Below are 18,993 nucleotides of genomic sequence, written 5' to 3' on the forward strand. Positions count from 1 at the left end.
TTAACTCCGCCGATGACATAGGTTACGGACTTGACATAAAACCGTCAAATCCTTTTAGCCTTTGATTCCATCGGCTCTTGGATTGAGCAAAAAACCGAAAAATACTTTGATATAAAGCATAAACGGAACACTCCAAAGAAGAGCAGACCATAAATAGAGTTGCATTGCGTCTGCTTCGTAAAAAGGTATAAGTGAACGCATCAATGTAGCAATAATGATGAAAAATACCATTAAATGGGTATAAATGTTTGAAGTCAAATGCCTTCCCGTGTGAATCCATCCTATGGTTATCATGACCATTAAATAGGCAAGTCCAAGCCCACCGGCTGTTATAAAATGCCTAAAACTCGAGATACCGACTCCGTCATTAAACAAAATACTCCATCCCATAAAAGCATATCCTAAAGCAAGCATAAGAAAAATCAAAAACAGATAAATAACATAAGGCTGATTGAGTATAAACTTCTCTTTGAGATGATAATCACTCGTAATCGCCAAAACAGCAGCACCGGCAGCCAATCCTATCCATCCAAGTGCAGAGTTTGCAGGGTATAAAAATTCAACAATACTAAAGAGCGTGACACAAAATATAGCCAAGTTTGTAAGTGGCGGTCGTGATATATAAATATCATCAATTGCTTTGTCTTCCATCAGTTCATTGACTGCTTCCATGTTTACACGACGCATTGCAAGTAAAACAAGTACAACAATCGCACCAAGGGAAAGCTTTAAAATTTTCATCGGGTCACTTTGCACTAATTCTGCCATTGTTAGAAAAAACCAACTCTCAAGACCAAAAATAACAAGTAAAATGTAGCCCAAAGAGGCATGTCGTTGGAGCTTATCTAAAACAACATCTTTTGCAAACCAGATAAGCCAGGCAAGCATGGCAAGATTTAAAAATCCAGCAAGATAGACGCCTGTAACATCTATAAACCAAAAGCTCACGCGACCGGCTATCCATAAAAGCATAATATATTTGAGCCGTTTGCCGACAAAAGGTACCATTCCGGGGAAAAGTTCCGGCAAACCGGTTGTTAAAAACGCCATGATTCCGGCAGTAAGTACTCCAAAAAGCATCTCGTAGACATGCCAAACAAGAATATTGTCCATAAACGGGATACTCAAATACCCGCTCCAAACCAACCCCCACAATATCATCGAAAGTATAAAATAGGGAGCCAAAAGTAAAAAGACAGGGCGAAAGCCGTATGCTAAATATGGCGGAATATTCTCTTCATCAGGATAATAGAGGTAGTGGTTCGTCGCATGAAGTTTTTCTTCTTTATGTTGCATTATTTTAACTCCAAAGAATTTAGTTCAAATGTTTCTATGATATCTTTGTCTTGCAGTATTTTTACACTCTGCTCATACACAAAGGCATCATCTCTTTTATCTTGAGGAAGGTCAAAGCTGAATTTTTTGACTATATGTCCAGGATCGGCTTTGAGTAAAAGTATCTCATCACTCAGACGAATAGCTTCCATCATATCATGCGTTATAAAAAGTATAGAGATATTTTCTTTTTGACTTATTTCTATGAGATGTGTTTGCAACTCTTTTTTCAGACCTATATCCAATGCTGAAAAGGGCTCATCCAAAAACAGAAGAGAGGGTTTGACAACCAAAGCACGGGCAAAACTGACGCGTTGTTTCATTCCGCCGCTTAAATCTTTTGGAAATTTTTCAAAATCTTCTTCTTCGAGTCCAAATTTCAGTGCAATTGCCCTGGATTTTTCTATTGCGGTACTTTTTTTCTCACCACGGGCAAGGAGTCCAATGGCAATATTGTCAAGTACATTTTTCCAAGGAAGCAGTCTTCCTTCTTGAAATGCAAAGGAAGTACTTGTGAATGTATTGACAACACTCCCTTCCTGCACATCCAAAAGTCCGGAGCATAAATGCAGAAGTGTAGTTTTTCCACCTCCGCTTGGCCCTACTATTGAGAGTATCTCCCCTTTATTGAGTGTAAAATTTATATCTCTTAAAATCTCTGTAAATCCGAAATGATGTGTTAAGTGTTTTACTTCTAGCTTCTCCATAACTCTACCTCTCTTTTTATCGGTTCTAAAATGATATACTCTATAAACATCAGCGAACCTATCATTATGGTTACAAGCGCCAATGCCGTTGGAGTGTCCAACTGGCTTCTGGCCACTGCCAAGGAAGCACCAAGCCCATCGCTTGTAGCTAAAAGTTCCGCCATGATGACAATCTTCCAGGCCATACCAAGTCCGCTTACCCAGGCAGGAAAAATGTAGGAAAAAATATGAGGAAAATAGACATCTGTAAACTTCATGTGCCATGGCAGATGAAAACTCTCAGCCATCTCTTTTAAAGTACCGTCAAGTGTTCTTGTACCTTGCAGGGCACCTACAAATATAATGGGAAAAGAAGCAACTATGATGGTAAAAATAACTGTTTCATCTCCCATTCCAAACCAAATCATCGCCAAAACTATCCAGGCAATTGGAGGCATGCCTACAAGGATGGTGACAACCGGACGACTCATCATAGACGCCGTTGCAAAGAAGCCGGCGATGAGTCCCAAGACAGAGCCAAACAACAAAGAGAGCCCAAAGCCAACAGAAGCGCGGTAGAGGGTAATGTCAATCTGCTCCCATACCTCTTTGTCATGCAACATGGTATAAAGTGTCTTAAATGTTTCAAGAGGTGATGGCAACACTAAGTTGCCATATACCTGATTGCCAACATCCCACAAAGCTATAAAGAGCAGAATGGAAGCAACAGCTCCCCATCCGCTCCATAAGTAAGCCGGAAAATCTTTCAGTATTTTAAGTAAGAATTTCAAACAAGACTCCTTTAAATGATAATTAATATTAAAGTTTATGATAATTAAGCTTAAAGTAAGTATAATGAAAGTAATTATCAAATTCAGTTGTGGTTAAAGTCTTTTTTGATAAAATCTATAAACCAGTTAAGGAGATTTTATTATGATTAAAAAAATATTACTGACAGTTTCTCTCGTACTTTTTCTACAGGCAAACGGGATAAAAAAAGTAGATACTTTGGTTTTAAGCGGTCCTATGGCATCTGTAAGCCACCCGCTTTTAAGGATGATTGAAACAGGTGCATTAAACGATGTGGCAACAAATGTCAAATTTATTATGTGGAAATCGCCCGATGAACTGCGTGCTCTCACACTTCGCGGCAGTGCTGACTTTATAGCAATTCCTACCAATGTAGCAGCAAATCTTTATAACAAAGGTGTAGATATAAAACTTCTCAATGTCTCTGTGTGGGGTATTTTGGGAATGATAACAAGAGATAAAACCAAAAAGACTCTTGCAGATTTCAAAGGGTGTGAGATAGCAATGCCTTTTCGTGCCGATATGCCTGACATTGTCTTTGAAGAGATTGTAAAAAGAGAGGGGCTTGATCCGAAAAAAGACTTTACACTTCGTTATGTAAACTCACCGATAGATGCTATGCAGATGCTTATAATGCGCAGAGTCGATCATGCACTCTTGGCTGAGCCTGCCATCTCTATGGCACTGAGAAAAACAAACTCTTTTCCGTTGAAACTTATAGCGCCTGACCTTTACAGAAGTGCAGATTTACAAAAAGAGTGGGGAAAAGTTTTTCATATTGAAGCCAAAATTCCACAGGCCGGCATGGCGGTTATTGGCAAAAAAGATCCATATCTCATCAAACGTTTCAATGAGGAGTATGCAAAAGCGCTTCAATGGTATAAAACACATCCAAAAGAAGCTGGAGAGTTGGTTCATAAATATATTCCAATGCTGGTGCCTGAAGCTGTAGCAGACAGTCTGGACTATGTTCAATTGAATGATGTTAATGCAAAAGATGCACAAAAAGACTTGGAATTTTTCTTTGAAATTTTGAAAAACAACAATCCTAAAACTATTGGTGGTCAATTACCACAGAATGGTTTTTATTTTAGTCCGAAGAGTGAGTAGATAAATCTAATTTTTTTGTTTTTGCAAACCCTGCACCTTTTTTTGTTTTTGCTTTAAGCTCAAGAGCCGTGATAAGTTCTTTGTAATCTATACGGTTCTGATGCATTGTTGCAAAACATTGCGCTACTACTGCTATTGCATTAGGCACTTCACCTTTTTTTTTATATGCCTGTATATTTTTTTCACTGACTTTTATAAGCTTTGAAAATTTTGGAAGGCTGATCTCCGCATCTAAAAGTAGTTTTTTAAATTCTATAAATGTCATGTGGAAGTATAGTCTTTTATAGCTTAACTCTATATTTTATTGACATGTAGTCTGAAATCATATATAATAGCTATAATTTATTACTAATAGTAATGAAAAACTGCATAAAGGGTCAAACAATGGCAAAAGATACAAAAAAAGAGTTAGAGAAAAAGTTGGCAAAAAAAGCTGAAAAGAAAAAGGCAAAGAAAAAAGCTCAAAAAAAGAAAGCTGTGAAAAAAGATACAAAGAAAAAGAGCAAGAAAAAAGCTGATAAAAAGAAAGCTAAATCCAAAGCAAAGAAAAAAGCTCAAAAAAAGAAAAAATAGTTTTCTTATCTAACGAAAGAAACTACTTTCAGTTTCTTTCGTAAATCTTTCCACTGTATAATTATCAAGAATCACATGAACATATATCCGGTATAATTCTGTCAAAAATTCAAAGAAATGGGTATAAAATGTAATAACACTCAAACAAGTGCTATTACATAAAAATCCTGGAGAAACTTAAGCATATACAGAAAAAGTTGAATTTGCTGTATTTGTTTTTTGTTGCGTAGTATCTTGATTTAAAATATCCATCAAGCTTTGTGTATATTGCTGAGAATCCATAGTTGAAGCATCTACTTGTTTCATCTGTGCAATTAGATCAGCTCTTTGTGTCTGATCTATTGAACTCATTTTATCTTTGAGAGCAGTTCTGTCTTCTTGAGACAATGATTGCATGATATCTTTCATACCGCCATTTCCCTGACCACCACCTGTACCGTCCATTTTTCTCATTTGCATCTGCATTTGTTGCATTGAACCATTTGAACTTACTTGCATAGTCTATCCCTTAGCTTAGATTTAGATAGCAAGCAAAAACTATTCCTTGCTATCTATAAATACAACTCTATCACATTTGTGTTAGCAAAACGTTAATAAAGAAACTATTTTTGATTAGTAAATATGTACTCGTATAATAAATTTATACTATTAAGATTAGTCTTTATCATTTTTATGCGTTTCATACTTTTCGCTTCCAAAAGTATTTTTAAGCCCTGCAATAAGTGCTTGTTTTTCCTCTTTTGTAAGTCTTGCCTCTGGATGTGCTATTAGATAAGATGCTAAAGGCATTTCTCCCTCTTCAACTTCTTCGGCTGCTTCATCACCTTTGTTCTTTTTCTGAACACCCCACATGGAAACATTGAAATGTTCACGACCTTCATCAACATGGTGATAGATACTCCATGAAAGCGGTGCTATATTACTGTACCAAGGCCATTTTGTTTCATTGGAATGACAATCTGCACAGGCTCTTTGAAAAAGATCCTGTGTCTCTTGAGTGTCCCATTGCACTTGAGCAACTACAGGCGGATTTGTGTGATCTCTTCCGTACGGTATAAATTGTATTGCAATAAATAATCCAAATCCGATTAATAAGATTTTTTTCATTTGTAATATCTTTATACTATTTTTGCAAAAGAGTTTTTAACTGTTTGGAGGTTAAAATCTTTTTTGTCTCATAGATGCACTTAAGATGTGTCATTGTTGCCTGAGCTTTGTATCTGGCTACTTCATCAACAAGTTTTTTCATTTTTTGCGGTGAAGCCCCCTGTTGTGATAGTTGGACAATTGTTTGCTCTAATGGCATAATCTTCTGTTTAAGATTCATAACACTGCGCAAGGTTTCTTTGCGTACCTGTAAAAGTTCTTTTTTTTGTTTTTTGGTTAAGGCAAGCTTTTCTGAATTCCACATTTTTTTGACCAACATTGTTAAATGCGGTAAACCAGGGTTTTGAATCAGGAACGGTTTGCTGGCTTTTTTCACAGGAGCCGCTTCAAGTTGAGAAGTAGGTGCAAAACTGACAAGTAAGCCTAAAAGTGCAGTGCTGAGTATATATTTTGATTTTGTAAACATTAGATATCCTTTTTTGTAATTGTAATCACTTCGTCTTTATGTTCAAAAACAGTTTTCACCATCTCTTGAAAACGCAGAGGAAAGCTTTTTATATCTTCTTCTTTTGCATTAGGCATTATAGCACTTTTGAGTATTGCCATAGGATTGACAACTTTTTGAGGTGTGTAGGTTACATATACTTTTTCATTTGTGTCTAGTCGGGTAAAACAGACATCAGCATCCATCGCTACACCATAAAAAAGTGTGCCTCTTCGATTGTATTTTCCTGTTGGAATGCCACCAAAACCATAGTCTGTGGTTGCTCCTGTAATGTTTGAAAGTACGCATCCGACAGCACCGGTATTTTCAACAGTCGGCTCTTTTGCAAGTTCTACTTTTATGTAGCCTCTTTGTGGCAATTCAGCGCCATAAAGTGATTTTAAGCCCTCAAGTGCCATGAGATAAGCCCCTGCAACAGTTGCACAACTATGTCCTGCACTTTTGACAATGTCGGCGTAGGAAAAATCAAGTATGCCGTCATTTACACCTAAAAACCGGCTCAAGTCATCATACAAAACTATTTTGTCAATAGTATCAAAAAATTGAGGATATTGCATTACATACCCCCTCCCATTCCCATCCCTTGTCCACGACCCATACCGCCACCTTTGCCCATCATCCCTTTTGCTTGAGAAGATTGTGCCAAGATGTAATCAGCTACGGTACTTAACTGCTCTTGTGTCAGATTTGCAAACGAGGGCATAGCAGTATCAGAAAATCTTGGATATTTCCCTTGAGAGCCGTTTTTGATACTTGCCATAATCACTTCTTTCGCATTTTCACCTTCAAAACGTTTGTTTCGCATTCCTATTCCTGCAAATGCGGGAGCCGCTTTTTTGCTTGCAACTGCGTGACAAGAGAGACAGCCATTGTCTTGAATAATCTCCTGCGCACTTTGTGCAAAAAGACTCCCTGTTAGGAACAGTGTCGGTATAAGTAATCTTTTCATAGTATAAACTCCGTATGTAAAATTTTACTGTTAGTATAAAACGTTTGTGTTAGGGGAATGTTAAGGAAGAGGGCTGACAAAAGTGAAAGCAGAGATATTTATTGTCATTATTTATAGGATTACTGTAAAATACCAAAGCATTTTAAATGCCAGGAGATACAAAAGTCCTGCCATAATTTTTTTAATGTGAGACTGCTCGAGTTTAAAGTGCATAAGATAGTTTCCAATGTAGCCACCGATGACGGCACACAGAGCAACCACCGTCAAAAGAATCCAGTCCAAAGGTACATAACTGGCATAGGTAAAAAAGGAACCGAGTGCCGAAAAAGGCACTACAAAACTTACCGCAACGGCTACTTTTTTGGGAGCAAATCCAAGAAGAGTTAAAAGCGGAATGAGGATATTGCCTCCGCCTACACCTAAAAGTCCGGCAATAAACCCAATCACAGCACCGACAAGCAAAAGTGTGAGTTTTGAGTGGGCGGAAAAAAGAGCTTTTTTCTTGCCAAACATCATCATGCTTGCAGAGTAAAAAAGCAAGAGCATAAAGAAAAATTTGACTATGTTTTCATTGATAAAACTGCTGGAATATGCGCCAAGAGGTGCAAAAAGGAGCATTGTCACAGCAATAGGCAAGACAAAGGCATACTCAACAGCTTTGCGTTTGATATTCATAATGCTTGCTGTCACAGTGGTAGATGCTCCTGCAAAAAGTCCGACCGCTTTAGCCACAGTAAAATCAAGTCCTAAAAAATGTAAAATCGGAATAAGCGCTATACCCGAACCCGCTCCGCCCATAGAAAAGACTGTAGCGAGTATAAGGGTGATAGAACCAAAGAGAATATAGTCATGCATTTATGGTATTTTTGGAGGATTGATTCTTTTGCCGAGCAGGGCGTAGCTTTTGCCGACACGGGCGAGCGGTTCATAATCAAGCGTGAGTTTCTCTTTGTCTGTAATGATTTCATCATCAATATACTGGGACTTTATCTCTACGACAAGCGGGATGGTTTTTGAGCCTTTGAGATCTATCTCCTGGTAGAGTTCACAAAAAAAGGCACTCGGTATGCCAGTCACTATTGGAGGGAAGTCTTTGATTATGCTTTTTGTCTCAATGCCAAAAATTTCTGCTTCGCTTTGCGTGTTATCAAGTTCTTTGGAGCTAAAATGCATCTGTTGTAAATGTGCCTCATCTACCATGCATATTGTGCATTTTTTGTGTTCACGCAGATTTTTAAGCGTGTCTTTTTGGCTGCCGTCATTTTTATGCCCTATACTGACTATCATTGTAGGAGGTTCAGAGCTGAGCCCCATGAAATAGCTAAAAGGAGCAATGTTAAGAGTGCCTTTTGCATCTTGCGTACAAATCCAGGCAATTGGCCTTGGGATGATGGTCTGCGCCATAAGCTGATAGCGTTGTGTAAGTGCTTTGTCTGCATAATCCACCACCATTTTAGAGACCTACCATATGTTTTACATTATCCAAAAAGCCGTGTTTTTCAACTGTTGGCTCTTCTTTTTTTGGACCGGTGTAGGCATCTTTTGGCATTTCGTTTTCAGGAGTTCCGTCTACATTGACAACCTGCAGTTCGGGATGAATCAGTTCACGCAACTTTTTTTGTACGACCATTTTTGTTGTCATCAGACTCATAGAACAGCCTCCGCATGCACCTGTCAGTTTGATGTAGACAACACCGTCTTTTGTGCCGAGAAGTTCTATACCGCCGCCGTGAGAATTGACATATTCGCTTACTTTTGGCAGGTAATTTTGTACTGCATTATAAATATCTTCATCTAAAAACTGCATGATAAAACCTTTTTGAGTATTTTTATAATTATAGTTGCTTATAATTAAAATTATCTTAGTTTATATAATTATATATCTGTAAATAATTTCAAATTTAGCAAAGACGCACAGTCGGCACTAAAGTACCGATTCCGATGAATCGGCTTTTCGGAACCCGTACTTCAGTGCGGGCTGTATGTCTTTAAAAACTCAGTTTACAGAAAAAAATTTAGTTTTTTCTGACAAGTCATGCTAAAAGCATTTTATTTCCAACATTATTGTACAATAAAATATGAAAATATTATTTCTTTTGTTTCTGAGTGTTGCTTCACTGTTATGCGCAAAAAATGATTTACAATACGAAACATCACCCTATTTAAAACAGCATGAGAACAATCCTGTGCACTGGCATGCCTGGAAGAAAAAAACATTTTTGCAGGCACAAAAAGAAGACAAACCTATATTTCTCTCTATTGGCTATTCCACCTGTCACTGGTGTCATGTGATGGCGAGAGAATCCTTTGAAAATAAAAAAATCGCACAGCTTTTTGAACAAATATTTTATATCTGTAAAAGTTGATCGTGAAGAGATGCCGCAGGTTGATGCTTTGTACCAAAATATTTTTGCGCATGTGCATAAACGGACCGGCGGTTGGCCTCTGAGTGTTTTTATGACACCGCAAAGAGAGGTTTTTTATATAACAGGATATATTCCTCCAAAAAAAGAGTTTTATTCTGAAGGATTTTCGGATTTAATACGAAAGTTGTCAAAATTATATACCGACAAAAAAGCGCTCCGACAAGAAACAGACAGGATTCAAAAGGCAGTGGCAAGCAGAGTAAAACTCTCAGATACAGAAGACAAAAATGTTTCCCTGACTACACTGAAAAATTCTCTCAAAAAATCTTTTGATGATATTTATACCGGTTTTGGCACAGGCAGAAAGTTTCCCGAGGCTTCCAAACTTGCTTTGATGATGGATATAGCGGATATAACGGCAGACAAAACATTGAAAAAATACTCTTTTGCAATGCTTGACACTATGGCACTGCGGGGTTTGTATGACCATGTAGGCGGCGGATTTTTCAGATACAGTGTGGATGCAAACTGGGAGATTCCTCATTTTGAGAAGATGCTCTATACGCAGGCGGAGCTTATTGGTCTGTATGTCCGAGCTTATGAAAAAAGTCATAAAAAGCTTTATGCAAGCGTGGTGCAAGAGACGATAGCGATGGTACAAAAACGCTTTTTGCATCATAATCTTTACTGGAGTGCAAGCAGTGCAGAGAGCCAGGGCAAAGAGGGGGCATACTTCACATTCAGCCCAGATGAAATAGACAAGGCGCTCAAAAAAAATCCTCATGCCGACGCCATAGAGGATGCTCTGGGATTTAGCACAGAGGGAAACTTCAACAACCGCGTGCATATAAATTTTGATACAGACAAGAGGCCTCCCGGTTTTGCATCTTTTAAGGAGATGCTGTACCATGTAAGAGAAAAGAAAAAATACCCTTTTACAGATACAAAAATAAACACGGCCTGGAACGCTATGATGATAGAAGCACTGTACAAAGCCTCTGCTCTTGACAAAAGATACGCAGACACAGCAGAAAAAAATTTAAAAGCTTTGCAAAATCTGATGTTTGTGCGAGGGGAGTTGTATCATCAGACCATAGAGGGAGCTGTGCCCAGACAAAAAGCTTTGCTGGAAGATTACAGTTTTTTGATTGGAGCGCTTATCAGCGGGTATGAAGTTGATTATGATACTGCCAAACTTGATTTTGCCGAGTATTTGGCAGCACAGGCAAAGTACAGGTTTTACAAAAACGGTACATGGTATCTCTCAAATGACGCTTTACATGTAAAGGCCGGTATAAATGACAAATATTATACATCACCGCTTTCAAAGATGCTGCAAAACATAATCAGACTGACATCGCTCAAAGCCTCTTTTGAATACGAAAAACTGTTTCAAAGCAGTATGGAAAAACTCAAAGAAGAGCTTATAAGAGAAGAGTCAAATGCACCGGCTCTGGCACAGGCGTATTTAATGCAGAAACTGGGTGTTGTCGTCGTGAAAAGTTCAAAAGACAATTTGCTCAAAAATGCTAAAATACTGCAAACGGTACAATATCCTTATCTGCTGCGTGAAGCAAAAGAGTATAAAGATTTTTTGGCATGTACCTTGAGAAGATGTTTTGTAAAAGATAAAAATATCAGCAGGATAATAAAAACAATAGACAGAGATTTCATAAGGAGATAAATGAGAAGTATAGGACTTTTAGGCGCGATTTCAATCGGTATAGGCGGTATGGTAGGCGGCGGTATATTCGCTGTTTTGGGAGAAGCAGTTTCTTTGGCACACGGGGCAACCGCAGTTGCCTTTGCCATAGCCGGTGTTGTAGCAATATTGACGGCATATTCGTATGCGAAACTTTCTGTAACATATCAAAGTGAGGGCGGAACGGTTACTTTCATAGACAAAGCCTTTGGCGACAATATCCTCTCGGGGAGTGTCAATTTGATGCTGTGGCTGAGCTATTTGGTGACTATTTCACTTTATGCAACAGCTTTTGCTTCGTATGGAGAGACTTTTTTTACACACAAGTCGCAATGGCTCCATCACGGGCTTATTGTTGTTTCTATCATCATCCCGGCAGTTATCAACCTGGTCAGTGCTTCGTTTGTCGGTAAAAGCGAAACTGTTATCGTTGTTATTAAAGTTGCCTTGCTGGTTTTAGTAATTGCGGCAGGTTCTTTTTATGTAGATACAGAGCGTATGTCTCCTGTGCATTGGGGTTCTGCTCTTTCCATCGTGACAGCAGGTATGATTATTTTCGTTGCGTATGAGGGGTTCGAGCTTATAGCAAATTCTGCCCAGGATATCAAAAATCCGATAAGAATCTGCCTCGGGCCTTTTATGCGTCTGTCATTATCGTGATAGCCTTGTATATTTTGATTGCGGTCATCACAGTAGGGAATGTTCCGGAAAATATTTTGATGCAGGCAAAAGATTATGCCCTGGCAGAAGCTGCAAAACCCTCTTTGGGGCAGATGGGCTTTACCCTTGTGGCATTTGCAGCGCTGTTGTCGACATTTTCTGCAATCAATGCTACAATTTACGGCAATGCAAGACTCGGATACATCATAGCAAAAGACGGCAAGCTGCCAAGAGCTTTAATGGATGAGGGCAAAAAATCGGGTGTCCCGTTTAAAGGTGTTTTGTATACCACTCTTTTGAGTCTGGTTTTGGCAAACAGCATTGATCTGACAGAAATTGCCATTATAGGCAGTGCAGGGTTTTTGTTGATATTTTTGCTTGTCAATATCAGTGCATTTAAGCTCTCTCAAGAGATCAAGGCAAACCGTTTTGTTTTGCTGACATCATCTGTATTGAGTTTTTTGGCGCTTTGCACTCTGCTTTTTCATACATACACATCAAACCCGAGAGCCGTTGTGATTTTTATGGGCTTTATCATTATTTCCGGTCTCTTTGAACTGATCTACGGACGATATGTAAGAGGCCACTTTTTTAACAGGAAGTATAAAATCATTCAATAAAAAAGCGCTCTTAACATTGTGCTAACACGAAAAAGCTATACTTTGTGTATGAAAAAGTTAGCATATATAAATTTATTGTTCCTGGTACTCTCTTTGCAGGGAAAAACACTTACTTTACAAGAAAGTATAGACAAAACACTGCAAAACCATCCTGATGCAAAATCTTTTGCGTTGAAAATAAAACAGTCGCATACAGGGTATACATCTGCACGTGCAGAATACCTGCCCCAGGTGAATCTGTCTGCGCAATACAATCCTACACAGACCTATATTTTCCTGTCAACGGACAGTTTAATACAATTAATGATACAGGATGGAATATAGGAGTAAATGTCAAACAGAAAATTTGGGATTTTTCCAAAACAAGTTTGCAGATAGATGCAAGCAGACTTGATGAAGATATCTCGAAACTTTCTTTGAAAGATTTTCAGGCATTGCTTGCTTCAAAGTAAAATCTTTGTATGAATTGATGGTTGTCCAAAAAGAAGCGATTGCTGTACGAGAAGCGGATTTACATGTAAAAGAAGCCTATTATGCCCAGGCAAAAGCACTTTTGCAGCAGGGACTCAAGACCGAAGCGGATACAAGCCGTTTTTTGTCAGCGGTATATGCGGCAAAAGACAATCTGGCCATTGCAAAATCTCTTTATGCAAAAGCAAAAAATTCTTTGTCTCTTTACATGGGAGAGACAATAGAGGAGAATGTCGATCTGGAAGCTGATGTTTTGAAAAAAGAGTTTGACAGTACTCAATATACTGTACAAGAGATACTTGAGAGAAATACCGAATTGAAGATCTATGATGAAACCATACAGAAAAATGCTTTGTTGCATAAATCTGCAAGAGCCTCCCATTATGGTTCGCTTGATGCCGTTGCCTCGTATAATCGTGTCAGCTCTTTAAATCTGTATGATGCGCATCTTGTCGGTGTTGTGCTGAACATTCCTTTGTATGCCGGAGGAAAACTGACAGCACAGACACAAAATGCAAAAATAGGACTGCAGGTTGCCAAAGAGCAAAAAGCTTCAAAAATACTCGCTTTAAAAGAAGAAATAAGCAATCTTGTTTTGGATATACACAGATATGATGAGACCATAGCAGCAAAAAAAGCACAGCTTGATTCGGCAAAAAAGACAAAAAGAGTGCTTGACGGCAGATACAAAGAGGGACTCTCTACCTATATAGAAGTTTGGATGCGAGTTCTCTGGTATTAGAGGCAGAACTCGGACTGCTTGAGGCCTATTACTCAAAAACGCTGAGTATAGACAGAATCGATTATTTACAAGGAAAAATAAAATGAGTACAAAAATGAAATATATAATTTTTACTGTTTTGGGTGTGGTAGCCGCAATTGTATTTTATAACAAAGTTTTTATTCCAAAACATACATTTGAAACCGTGCATCCGATTCGGGGTGATTTAAACAAAGAGGTCTTTGGAATAGGAGAAGTAGGAGCAAAAAATATTTATGCCATCACCGCACAGACAGGTGGGAAAATTGTGCAGATAAATACAGATGAGGGAAAATGGGTTGCAAAGGGTGATCTGCTTGCCGTTATAGACAGTGTAGATCTGCCCCAGTTGATTGAAGAGTCAAAAATGTCGGTATACAAAGCAAAGTCTGAACTCAAAGCAACACAAAAAGAGCTCAAATCCCTGGCTGCACAGAAAATTTTGGCAAAACTGACCTATGAACGGTATAAAAAGCTAAAAGAAAAAGCTTTTGTCTCTCAGGCGGAGTATGACAAAGCCAAGGCGGACCTGGACAGCATTGAGGCAAATATACAGGCAACACAGGCGCATATAGATTCTTCAAAAACAGAAGTGGTCCGTTTACAAAAGGCTGTAGAGGCTTTACATGTAAAGCTCTCACGTTATAAAATTTATGCGCCGGTTGACGGCTATGTCATTGCCAAAGAGGCTGAGGTTGCACAAAGTGTTCTGCCGACACAGCCTATACTGAAAATAGTTGACCCGAAAACCGTATGGATTAAAGCATATATAGATGAAAAGATAAGCGGAGATGTCAGAACAGGACAGCGTGCAGTTGTGACATTGCGTTCTCAAAGCAATAAGAAGCTTGAAGGGTATGTAAGCCGCATTGTCGCACAGAGTGATGCTGTGACACAAGAGCGAGAAGTTGATGTCAGTTTTTATGCTGTGCCGACTCCCTTTTATATCAATGAACAGGCAGAGGTACTCATTACAACACAAACACTGAAAAATGTTATCAAAATACCTGCTTACTTGATTGTCTATAAAGATAAAAAGGCCGGTGTCTGGATAGAGAAAGAGGGACATGCACACTTCTTACATGTAAATATAACGGCTATAACAGACAAAGAAGCAGCTGTGAAAAATCTGGATACGACTCTTGACTCTTGGTCCCGGATAAAACCAAAAAATCGTTCAGTGAAGGTATGAGAATTTACAAATGATAAATCTAGCACAAAAAGAGATAGCCCATACTTTTGGAAAGTTTATCGTTACTGCGATAGGCGTAGGCATGCTGCTTGGTATCGTTTTTGTTATGATGGGTGTTTACAGAGGAATGATTATCGATGCGCAGGTTCTTTTGGATGATGTGGGTGTTGACTTCTGGATAGTACAGGAAAATACCCTTGGTCCTTTTGCCGAATCCTCACGGATACATGAAGACTTCAAAGATACAGTAAAGGTTATTGAAGGAATAGACAAAGCAGAAGGAATGACATTTCAAAATTTGCAGCTTCCGTCAAAAAACGGCGCTGTCCGTGTCTTTGCAGTGGGATTTGATCCTTTTGGTGACATTGACCCTGTTAATCCAAAGCGTTTAATAAGCGGACGAGGACTTCGCAGAAATCATTATGAAATGGTTGTCACTGACAAAACAGGTTTTAAACTGGGCGACACTATTCGCTTAGGACGGGATATTTACCATGTGGTCGGTGTAACACACGGAACCGTCTCCTCAGGCGGCGATCCTTTGGTGTATATCAGTCTCAAAGATGCACAGCAGTTACAGTTTTTATATTCCAATGCCCGTATACGAAATGACAGAGCAAGAGGTGTTTCCGGTGTGAATTCACACATGGTCAATGCTGTCATTGCTACAAAAAAAGACGGATATGATGCAGATGCAGTTGCCCAAAATATAAGAAAATGGAAGCACAAAGCAGTATTTACCGCTGCAGAGGAAAAAACGATACTGACAAAAACCTTATAAAGATGGCATCAAAACAGATTGGTATGTTTACTGTTATTTTGGTAATTGTTTCAACAATTATTATTGCGCTGATTATCTATACGATGACGCTGGAAAAAATGAAAGAGATAGCTATCATGAAACTTATCGGTATACCAAACAGCATGATTATCAAAATGATCGTACAGGAGACACTTATTATGGGAGTTCTGGCTTTTATATCCGGCAATATTTTTGCACATCTTATTTATACAAAATTTCCAAAACGGGTTGTACTGGAAACACCGGATGCTTTTGCTCTTTTTATAGTTGTTGTCATTGCATCCATACTGGCTTCCTTAATAGGGGTAAAAAAAGTAATTTCAGCAGATCCTGCACAGGCAATAGGCGGTTGATATGAGCAAACAGGCAATTAGAGTAGAAAATCTGGTGAAGAATTTCGGCAAGGGAGATTCTCTTGTTGAGGTCTTGGACGGTGCATCTTTCAGTGTAGACAAAGGAGAGCTTGTAGCACTTGTTGCCCCGAGCGGTGCCGGAAAAACAACACTGCTTATGATGATAGGCTGTGTGGAAGAGCCGACAGGCGGCGTTATTTGGCTAGGAGATGAAAAGGTATATGAGAACAAATGGCTGACTAATGAGACGCGAAAAATAAGACGGGAAAAAATCGGTTTTATTTTTCAGGCGCATTATCTGATTCCTTTTTTGAATATTTTGGAAAATATTACTTTGGTCCCTCAGGTAAACGGTGTTTCAGAAGAAGAGAGCAAAAAAACAGCGATGGAACTTTTGGAGTACTTTGAAATTGCGGACAAGGCCTATTCTATGCCTTCAGAACTCTCAGGCGGACAGAACCAAAGAGCAGCCATAGCAAGGGCTCTGGCAAACAAACCCCAGATTATACTGGCAGATGAACCGACAGCAGCACTTGATTCCAAGCGTTCTGTTGATGTTGTAAAAATGCTCAAAAAAATAGCCATAGAACAGAATGTGGCGGTAATCATGGTGACACACGATGAAGCGATGTTGCCGCTGTGTGACAGAATCTTGAAAATAGAAAACAAAAAAGTTGTCTCTTCAAAAAGTTTCCAGGAAAATACGATACTTTGATATTTTTGTGAGATTAGATATACTTATTCAAACGAAATGGATAGGTATGGATAATAAAAAACTTATAATTACTGTATTTATTATTGTTTTATTAAATATGCTGTTTTTTTTGCAGTTTAACAGAATGCAGATGAAAAATATTTTTAGAAATGCAAATGAGATGGCATTGAGTATTGAACATGAAATGCGTATGAGTATCAATGCGGTAGAGTATTTACATGTAGCCGCAGAGCAGATTTTTAAAAATAAAGAAAATCTCAAGCCAAATGAGGCTTTACATGTAAAGTATGTTAATGAAAACGGCACCTATGCACTGGATGAAAACAAAGAAGTAAACTTATTGGGTTTTGGCAAAAAAGCACTTTCGGACAAAAGACTGCTTCAGGAGATGGAGGCGGCACTGCAACTCACTCCGTTTTTTCAAGTGGTTGCTGAACAAAATAAAAATTTTGCCTGGATTTATTACTATTCCAAAAATCATTTTACGGTTCTTTACCCTTATGTTTGTTCTGCAGATTTTCAGTTTACCCCTGTGGTTGAGAAAAAACCTTTCTATCATGATGCAACTCCCCAAGCCAATCCTCAAAAAAAACTCTTTTTGACACCTTTGTATATGGATGCCATAGGCAAAGGGCTTATGGTGACTGTCGGCAAGCCTTTGTATTACAAAAATCATTTTTTGGGGACACTTGATGTGGATATAACATTGAACAATTTTGACAATCTGCTTTCACGTCTGGATTATTTTAATAATCAAAGTGTGATTTATAACAACAAGAACCAGATAGTGGCAAGCCATAATCTGATACAGGATTTCAACCGAAGCAAGATATACAAGATAGATGATTTTCTGGATTTCTCCATACAAAATATGAATGAAACTTTAGAATCTCTGCAATACAAAGACTCTCAATATATTTTTGTCAAAAGACTCCCGTATGTACATCTGCACTTTGTTTATAGAGTACAGGCACACACTCTTTGGTTTAAATCTTTTTTATATACCTTTCCTATTTTTCTTTTAATGCTTTTGAGCCTTTATTTGGTTTTTTTGTATCAAAAATCAAAAATTATCAATCAGAAACTCAAAATGCAGACTATAGTGGATTATATGACAGGTGCTTACAACAGAAGATATTTTTTTGAAGTTGCCAGGGCAATTTTTTCCAAAGCGCTGCGAAAACATACCAAACTGGCTGTAGTGATGATGGATATTGACGATTTTAAGAGTGTTAATGATACTTATGGTCACGATGCAGGTGACTTGGCTATCATAGAAGTTAAAAAGATTTTAGAAAAAAATCTGCGAAGATATGATCTGTTTGCACGATTTGGAGGAGAAGAGTTTTGCGTTGTTCTTGATGATATTTCCAAAGAGGATGCAGAAAAACTTTTTGAAAAAATAAGAAAAGATTTTGAAAACAACATCATTACATACAACAATATGAAAATCGGATATACAGTTTCTTTTGGCATAGCATACGGGATGGCGGATTCTTTGGAAAAAATGATAAAAGTGGCAGACGAAGCACTGTACAAATCCAAGAAAAACGGAAAAAACCGGGTTACACTCTACGAAGTCTGATATATTCAGGGTACCTCCATTGCCCTTAAGAAAAAATTAACAATAATACTACTATAATAATTGAACGACAGTCGGTCAAAAATATTTTCGGAGGGTTATGTTGGCAATTATAGTTGACAAAGAACAGAAAAAAAAAGATATTGCTCTTGGAACAAAAGCGTTAATTCTTAAAGACGGAATTAACAATATAACGATTGCTCAGATTGCAAAAGCTGCCAACATAGGCAAAGGCACTGTGTATGAATATTTCAAGAACAAAGATGAGGTAGTCTTTGAACTGGTTGAGATTTTGATGCAGGAGCATAACGAGAGAAAAAGAAACAACTCTCACTACATGTAAGCACACGGGAAAAAGTCAAAAGTTTCTTTAGCTTTTTTTATGCCGATGAAGATCAGGAACTGCGTGAAATATACAAGCAGTTTACTGCCATTGCTCTGAGCAGTACAAATGAAGAGATGGTGGCTTTTCAAACAGAATGCTATACGCTTTATGAAAAATGGATGGAAAATATCATAGAAGAGGGTATAGAAAAAAACGAGTTAAAGAGTGAAGCAAAAGAGTTGGTTATGGGTATTTTTGCTTTTGCTCAGGGTACTTTTATTATGAGTGTCACCACAAGTGCCATAGAAGATTTAAAACAAAAAATAGATACGCAAATAGATATTTTATTTGATTTAATGGAGAAATGATT

General features: G+C 38.2%; 25 protein-coding genes and 1 pseudogene. 14 read left to right on the plus strand and 12 right to left on the minus strand.

Annotation, left to right across the window (positions count from 1 at the left end):
- Positions 1-54: 54 nt before the first annotated feature.
- Genes MLC44_RS05570 through MLC44_RS05580 form a run of 3 tightly spaced genes read right to left on the minus strand, consistent with a single transcriptional unit; the run spans position 55 to position 2,812 of the window.
- Entirely contained in the window at positions 55-1,296 is a 1,242-nt protein-coding gene (locus MLC44_RS05570; protein WP_418641305.1) for an NnrS family protein, read from the minus strand.
- Entirely contained in the window at positions 1,296-2,042 is a 747-nt protein-coding gene (locus MLC44_RS05575; RefSeq protein WP_418641306.1) for an ABC transporter ATP-binding protein, read from the minus strand. Before MLC44_RS05575 ends, MLC44_RS05570 begins: the two co-directional genes overlap by 1 nt.
- Positions 2,030-2,812 carry an ABC transporter permease gene (locus MLC44_RS05580; protein WP_151900529.1) on the minus strand — a complete coding sequence of 261 codons (783 nt, stop codon included), beginning with the start codon at positions 2,810-2,812 and terminating at the stop codon, positions 2,030-2,032. Before MLC44_RS05580 ends, MLC44_RS05575 begins: the two co-directional genes overlap by 13 nt.
- Positions 2,813-2,954: 142 nt before the next feature.
- Here MLC44_RS05580 and MLC44_RS05585 point away from each other — a divergent pair, with 142 nt between their 5' ends.
- The gene (locus MLC44_RS05585; protein WP_151900528.1) at positions 2,955-3,941 is read left to right on the plus strand and encodes an ABC transporter substrate-binding protein; all 987 of its coding nucleotides are present in this window, start codon (positions 2,955-2,957) and stop codon (positions 3,939-3,941) included.
- Here the strand turns inward: MLC44_RS05585 and MLC44_RS05590 are convergent.
- A complete protein-coding gene (locus MLC44_RS05590; RefSeq protein WP_346388655.1) occupies positions 3,922-4,206 on the minus strand; it encodes a hypothetical protein in 285 nt (94 codons plus the stop codon). The two genes, MLC44_RS05585 and MLC44_RS05590, sit on opposite strands and share 20 nt — an antisense overlap.
- A 155-nt stretch (positions 4,207-4,361) precedes the next feature.
- Here MLC44_RS05590 and MLC44_RS05595 point away from each other — a divergent pair, with 155 nt between their 5' ends.
- The gene (locus MLC44_RS05595; protein WP_346388656.1) at positions 4,362-4,514 is read left to right on the plus strand and encodes a hypothetical protein; all 153 of its coding nucleotides are present in this window, start codon (positions 4,362-4,364) and stop codon (positions 4,512-4,514) included.
- Positions 4,515-4,691: 177 nt separating this feature from the next.
- Here MLC44_RS05595 and MLC44_RS05600 read toward each other — a convergent pair whose 3' ends face one another.
- The 8 genes from MLC44_RS05600 to MLC44_RS05635 all read right to left on the minus strand — a co-directional run bounded on the left by MLC44_RS05600 (position 4,692) and on the right by MLC44_RS05635 (position 8,882).
- A complete protein-coding gene (locus MLC44_RS05600; RefSeq protein ID WP_418641307.1) occupies positions 4,692-5,012 on the minus strand; it encodes a hypothetical protein in 321 nt (106 codons plus the stop codon).
- Positions 5,013-5,168: 156 nt separating this feature from the next.
- Positions 5,169-5,621 carry a heme-binding domain-containing protein gene (locus tag MLC44_RS05605; RefSeq protein WP_434638114.1) on the minus strand — a complete coding sequence of 151 codons (453 nt, stop codon included), beginning with the start codon at positions 5,619-5,621 and terminating at the stop codon, positions 5,169-5,171.
- A 16-nt stretch (positions 5,622-5,637) separates the two neighbouring features.
- Positions 5,638-6,087, minus strand: coding sequence for a hypothetical protein (locus MLC44_RS05610; RefSeq protein ID WP_434658766.1), 450 nt, complete (start codon positions 6,085-6,087; stop codon positions 5,638-5,640).
- Positions 6,087-6,683, minus strand: coding sequence for a hypothetical protein (locus MLC44_RS05615; protein ID WP_418641310.1), 597 nt, complete (start codon positions 6,681-6,683; stop codon positions 6,087-6,089). Before MLC44_RS05615 ends, MLC44_RS05610 begins: the two co-directional genes overlap by 1 nt.
- Positions 6,683-7,075 (minus strand): c-type cytochrome, encoded by a 393-nt coding sequence (locus MLC44_RS05620; RefSeq protein ID WP_151900521.1) that lies wholly within the window; start codon positions 7,073-7,075, stop codon positions 6,683-6,685. The genes MLC44_RS05615 and MLC44_RS05620 overlap by 1 nt, the downstream gene beginning before the upstream one ends.
- A gap of 111 nt (positions 7,076-7,186) precedes the next feature.
- Entirely contained in the window at positions 7,187-7,930 is a 744-nt protein-coding gene (locus MLC44_RS05625) for a sulfite exporter TauE/SafE family protein (protein ID WP_418641311.1), read from the minus strand.
- Positions 7,931-8,527 carry a flavin reductase family protein gene (locus MLC44_RS05630; RefSeq protein ID WP_434658767.1) on the minus strand — a complete coding sequence of 199 codons (597 nt, stop codon included), beginning with the start codon at positions 8,525-8,527 and terminating at the stop codon, positions 7,931-7,933.
- Between the two features lies 1 nt (position 8,528).
- On the minus strand, positions 8,529-8,882 hold the full coding sequence (locus MLC44_RS05635; RefSeq protein ID WP_151900518.1) for a NifU family protein: 354 nt from the start codon (positions 8,880-8,882) through the stop codon (positions 8,529-8,531).
- Between the two features lie 271 nt (positions 8,883-9,153).
- Here MLC44_RS05635 and MLC44_RS05640 point away from each other — a divergent pair, with 271 nt between their 5' ends.
- From MLC44_RS05640 to MLC44_RS05695, 12 genes and pseudogenes are all read left to right on the plus strand, one after another.
- Positions 9,154-9,441: a DUF255 domain-containing protein gene (locus MLC44_RS05640; protein WP_434658768.1), complete on the plus strand. Its 288-nt coding sequence runs from the start codon at positions 9,154-9,156 to the stop codon at positions 9,439-9,441.
- Positions 9,383-11,125 carry a thioredoxin domain-containing protein gene (locus MLC44_RS05645; protein ID WP_434658769.1) on the plus strand — a complete coding sequence of 581 codons (1,743 nt, stop codon included), beginning with the start codon at positions 9,383-9,385 and terminating at the stop codon, positions 11,123-11,125. Before MLC44_RS05640 ends, MLC44_RS05645 begins: the two co-directional genes overlap by 59 nt.
- Before the next feature lie 48 nt (positions 11,126-11,173).
- Positions 11,174-12,234, plus strand: a pseudogene (locus MLC44_RS05650) (APC family permease); the annotation flags it as partial.
- A 237-nt stretch (positions 12,235-12,471) separates the two neighbouring features.
- A complete protein-coding gene (locus MLC44_RS05655; RefSeq protein ID WP_434658770.1) occupies positions 12,472-12,747 on the plus strand; it encodes a TolC family protein in 276 nt (91 codons plus the stop codon).
- A 133-nt stretch (positions 12,748-12,880) separates the two neighbouring features.
- Positions 12,881-13,636, plus strand: coding sequence for a TolC family protein (locus tag MLC44_RS05660; RefSeq protein WP_434658771.1), 756 nt, complete (start codon positions 12,881-12,883; stop codon positions 13,634-13,636).
- Between the two features lie 82 nt (positions 13,637-13,718).
- Positions 13,719-14,846, plus strand: a complete 1,128-nt coding sequence (locus tag MLC44_RS05665; RefSeq protein WP_434658772.1) for an efflux RND transporter periplasmic adaptor subunit — start codon at positions 13,719-13,721, stop codon at positions 14,844-14,846.
- Between the two features lie 10 nt (positions 14,847-14,856).
- Positions 14,857-15,627, plus strand: a complete 771-nt coding sequence (locus MLC44_RS05670) for an ABC transporter permease (RefSeq protein WP_434658773.1) — start codon at positions 14,857-14,859, stop codon at positions 15,625-15,627.
- Between the two features lie 2 nt (positions 15,628-15,629).
- Positions 15,630-16,001, plus strand: a complete 372-nt coding sequence (locus tag MLC44_RS05675; RefSeq protein WP_434658774.1) for an FtsX-like permease family protein — start codon at positions 15,630-15,632, stop codon at positions 15,999-16,001.
- A 1-nt stretch (position 16,002) separates the two neighbouring features.
- Positions 16,003-16,716 (plus strand): ABC transporter ATP-binding protein, encoded by a 714-nt coding sequence (locus MLC44_RS05680; protein ID WP_151900512.1) that lies wholly within the window; start codon positions 16,003-16,005, stop codon positions 16,714-16,716.
- Between the two features lie 46 nt (positions 16,717-16,762).
- The gene (locus MLC44_RS05685; protein WP_434658775.1) at positions 16,763-18,301 is read left to right on the plus strand and encodes a sensor domain-containing diguanylate cyclase; all 1,539 of its coding nucleotides are present in this window, start codon (positions 16,763-16,765) and stop codon (positions 18,299-18,301) included.
- A 97-nt stretch (positions 18,302-18,398) separates the two neighbouring features.
- Positions 18,399-18,641 carry a TetR/AcrR family transcriptional regulator gene (locus tag MLC44_RS05690; protein ID WP_434658776.1) on the plus strand — a complete coding sequence of 81 codons (243 nt, stop codon included), beginning with the start codon at positions 18,399-18,401 and terminating at the stop codon, positions 18,639-18,641.
- Between the two features lie 119 nt (positions 18,642-18,760).
- On the plus strand, positions 18,761-18,991 hold the full coding sequence (locus MLC44_RS05695; protein ID WP_434658777.1) for a hypothetical protein: 231 nt from the start codon (positions 18,761-18,763) through the stop codon (positions 18,989-18,991).
- The last annotated feature ends 2 nt before the right edge of the window (positions 18,992-18,993 follow it).

Source organism: Sulfurimonas sp. NW9, assembly GCF_051132275.1.
Taxonomy (GTDB): Bacteria; Campylobacterota; Campylobacteria; order Campylobacterales; family Sulfurimonadaceae; genus Sulfurimonas; species Sulfurimonas hydrogeniphila.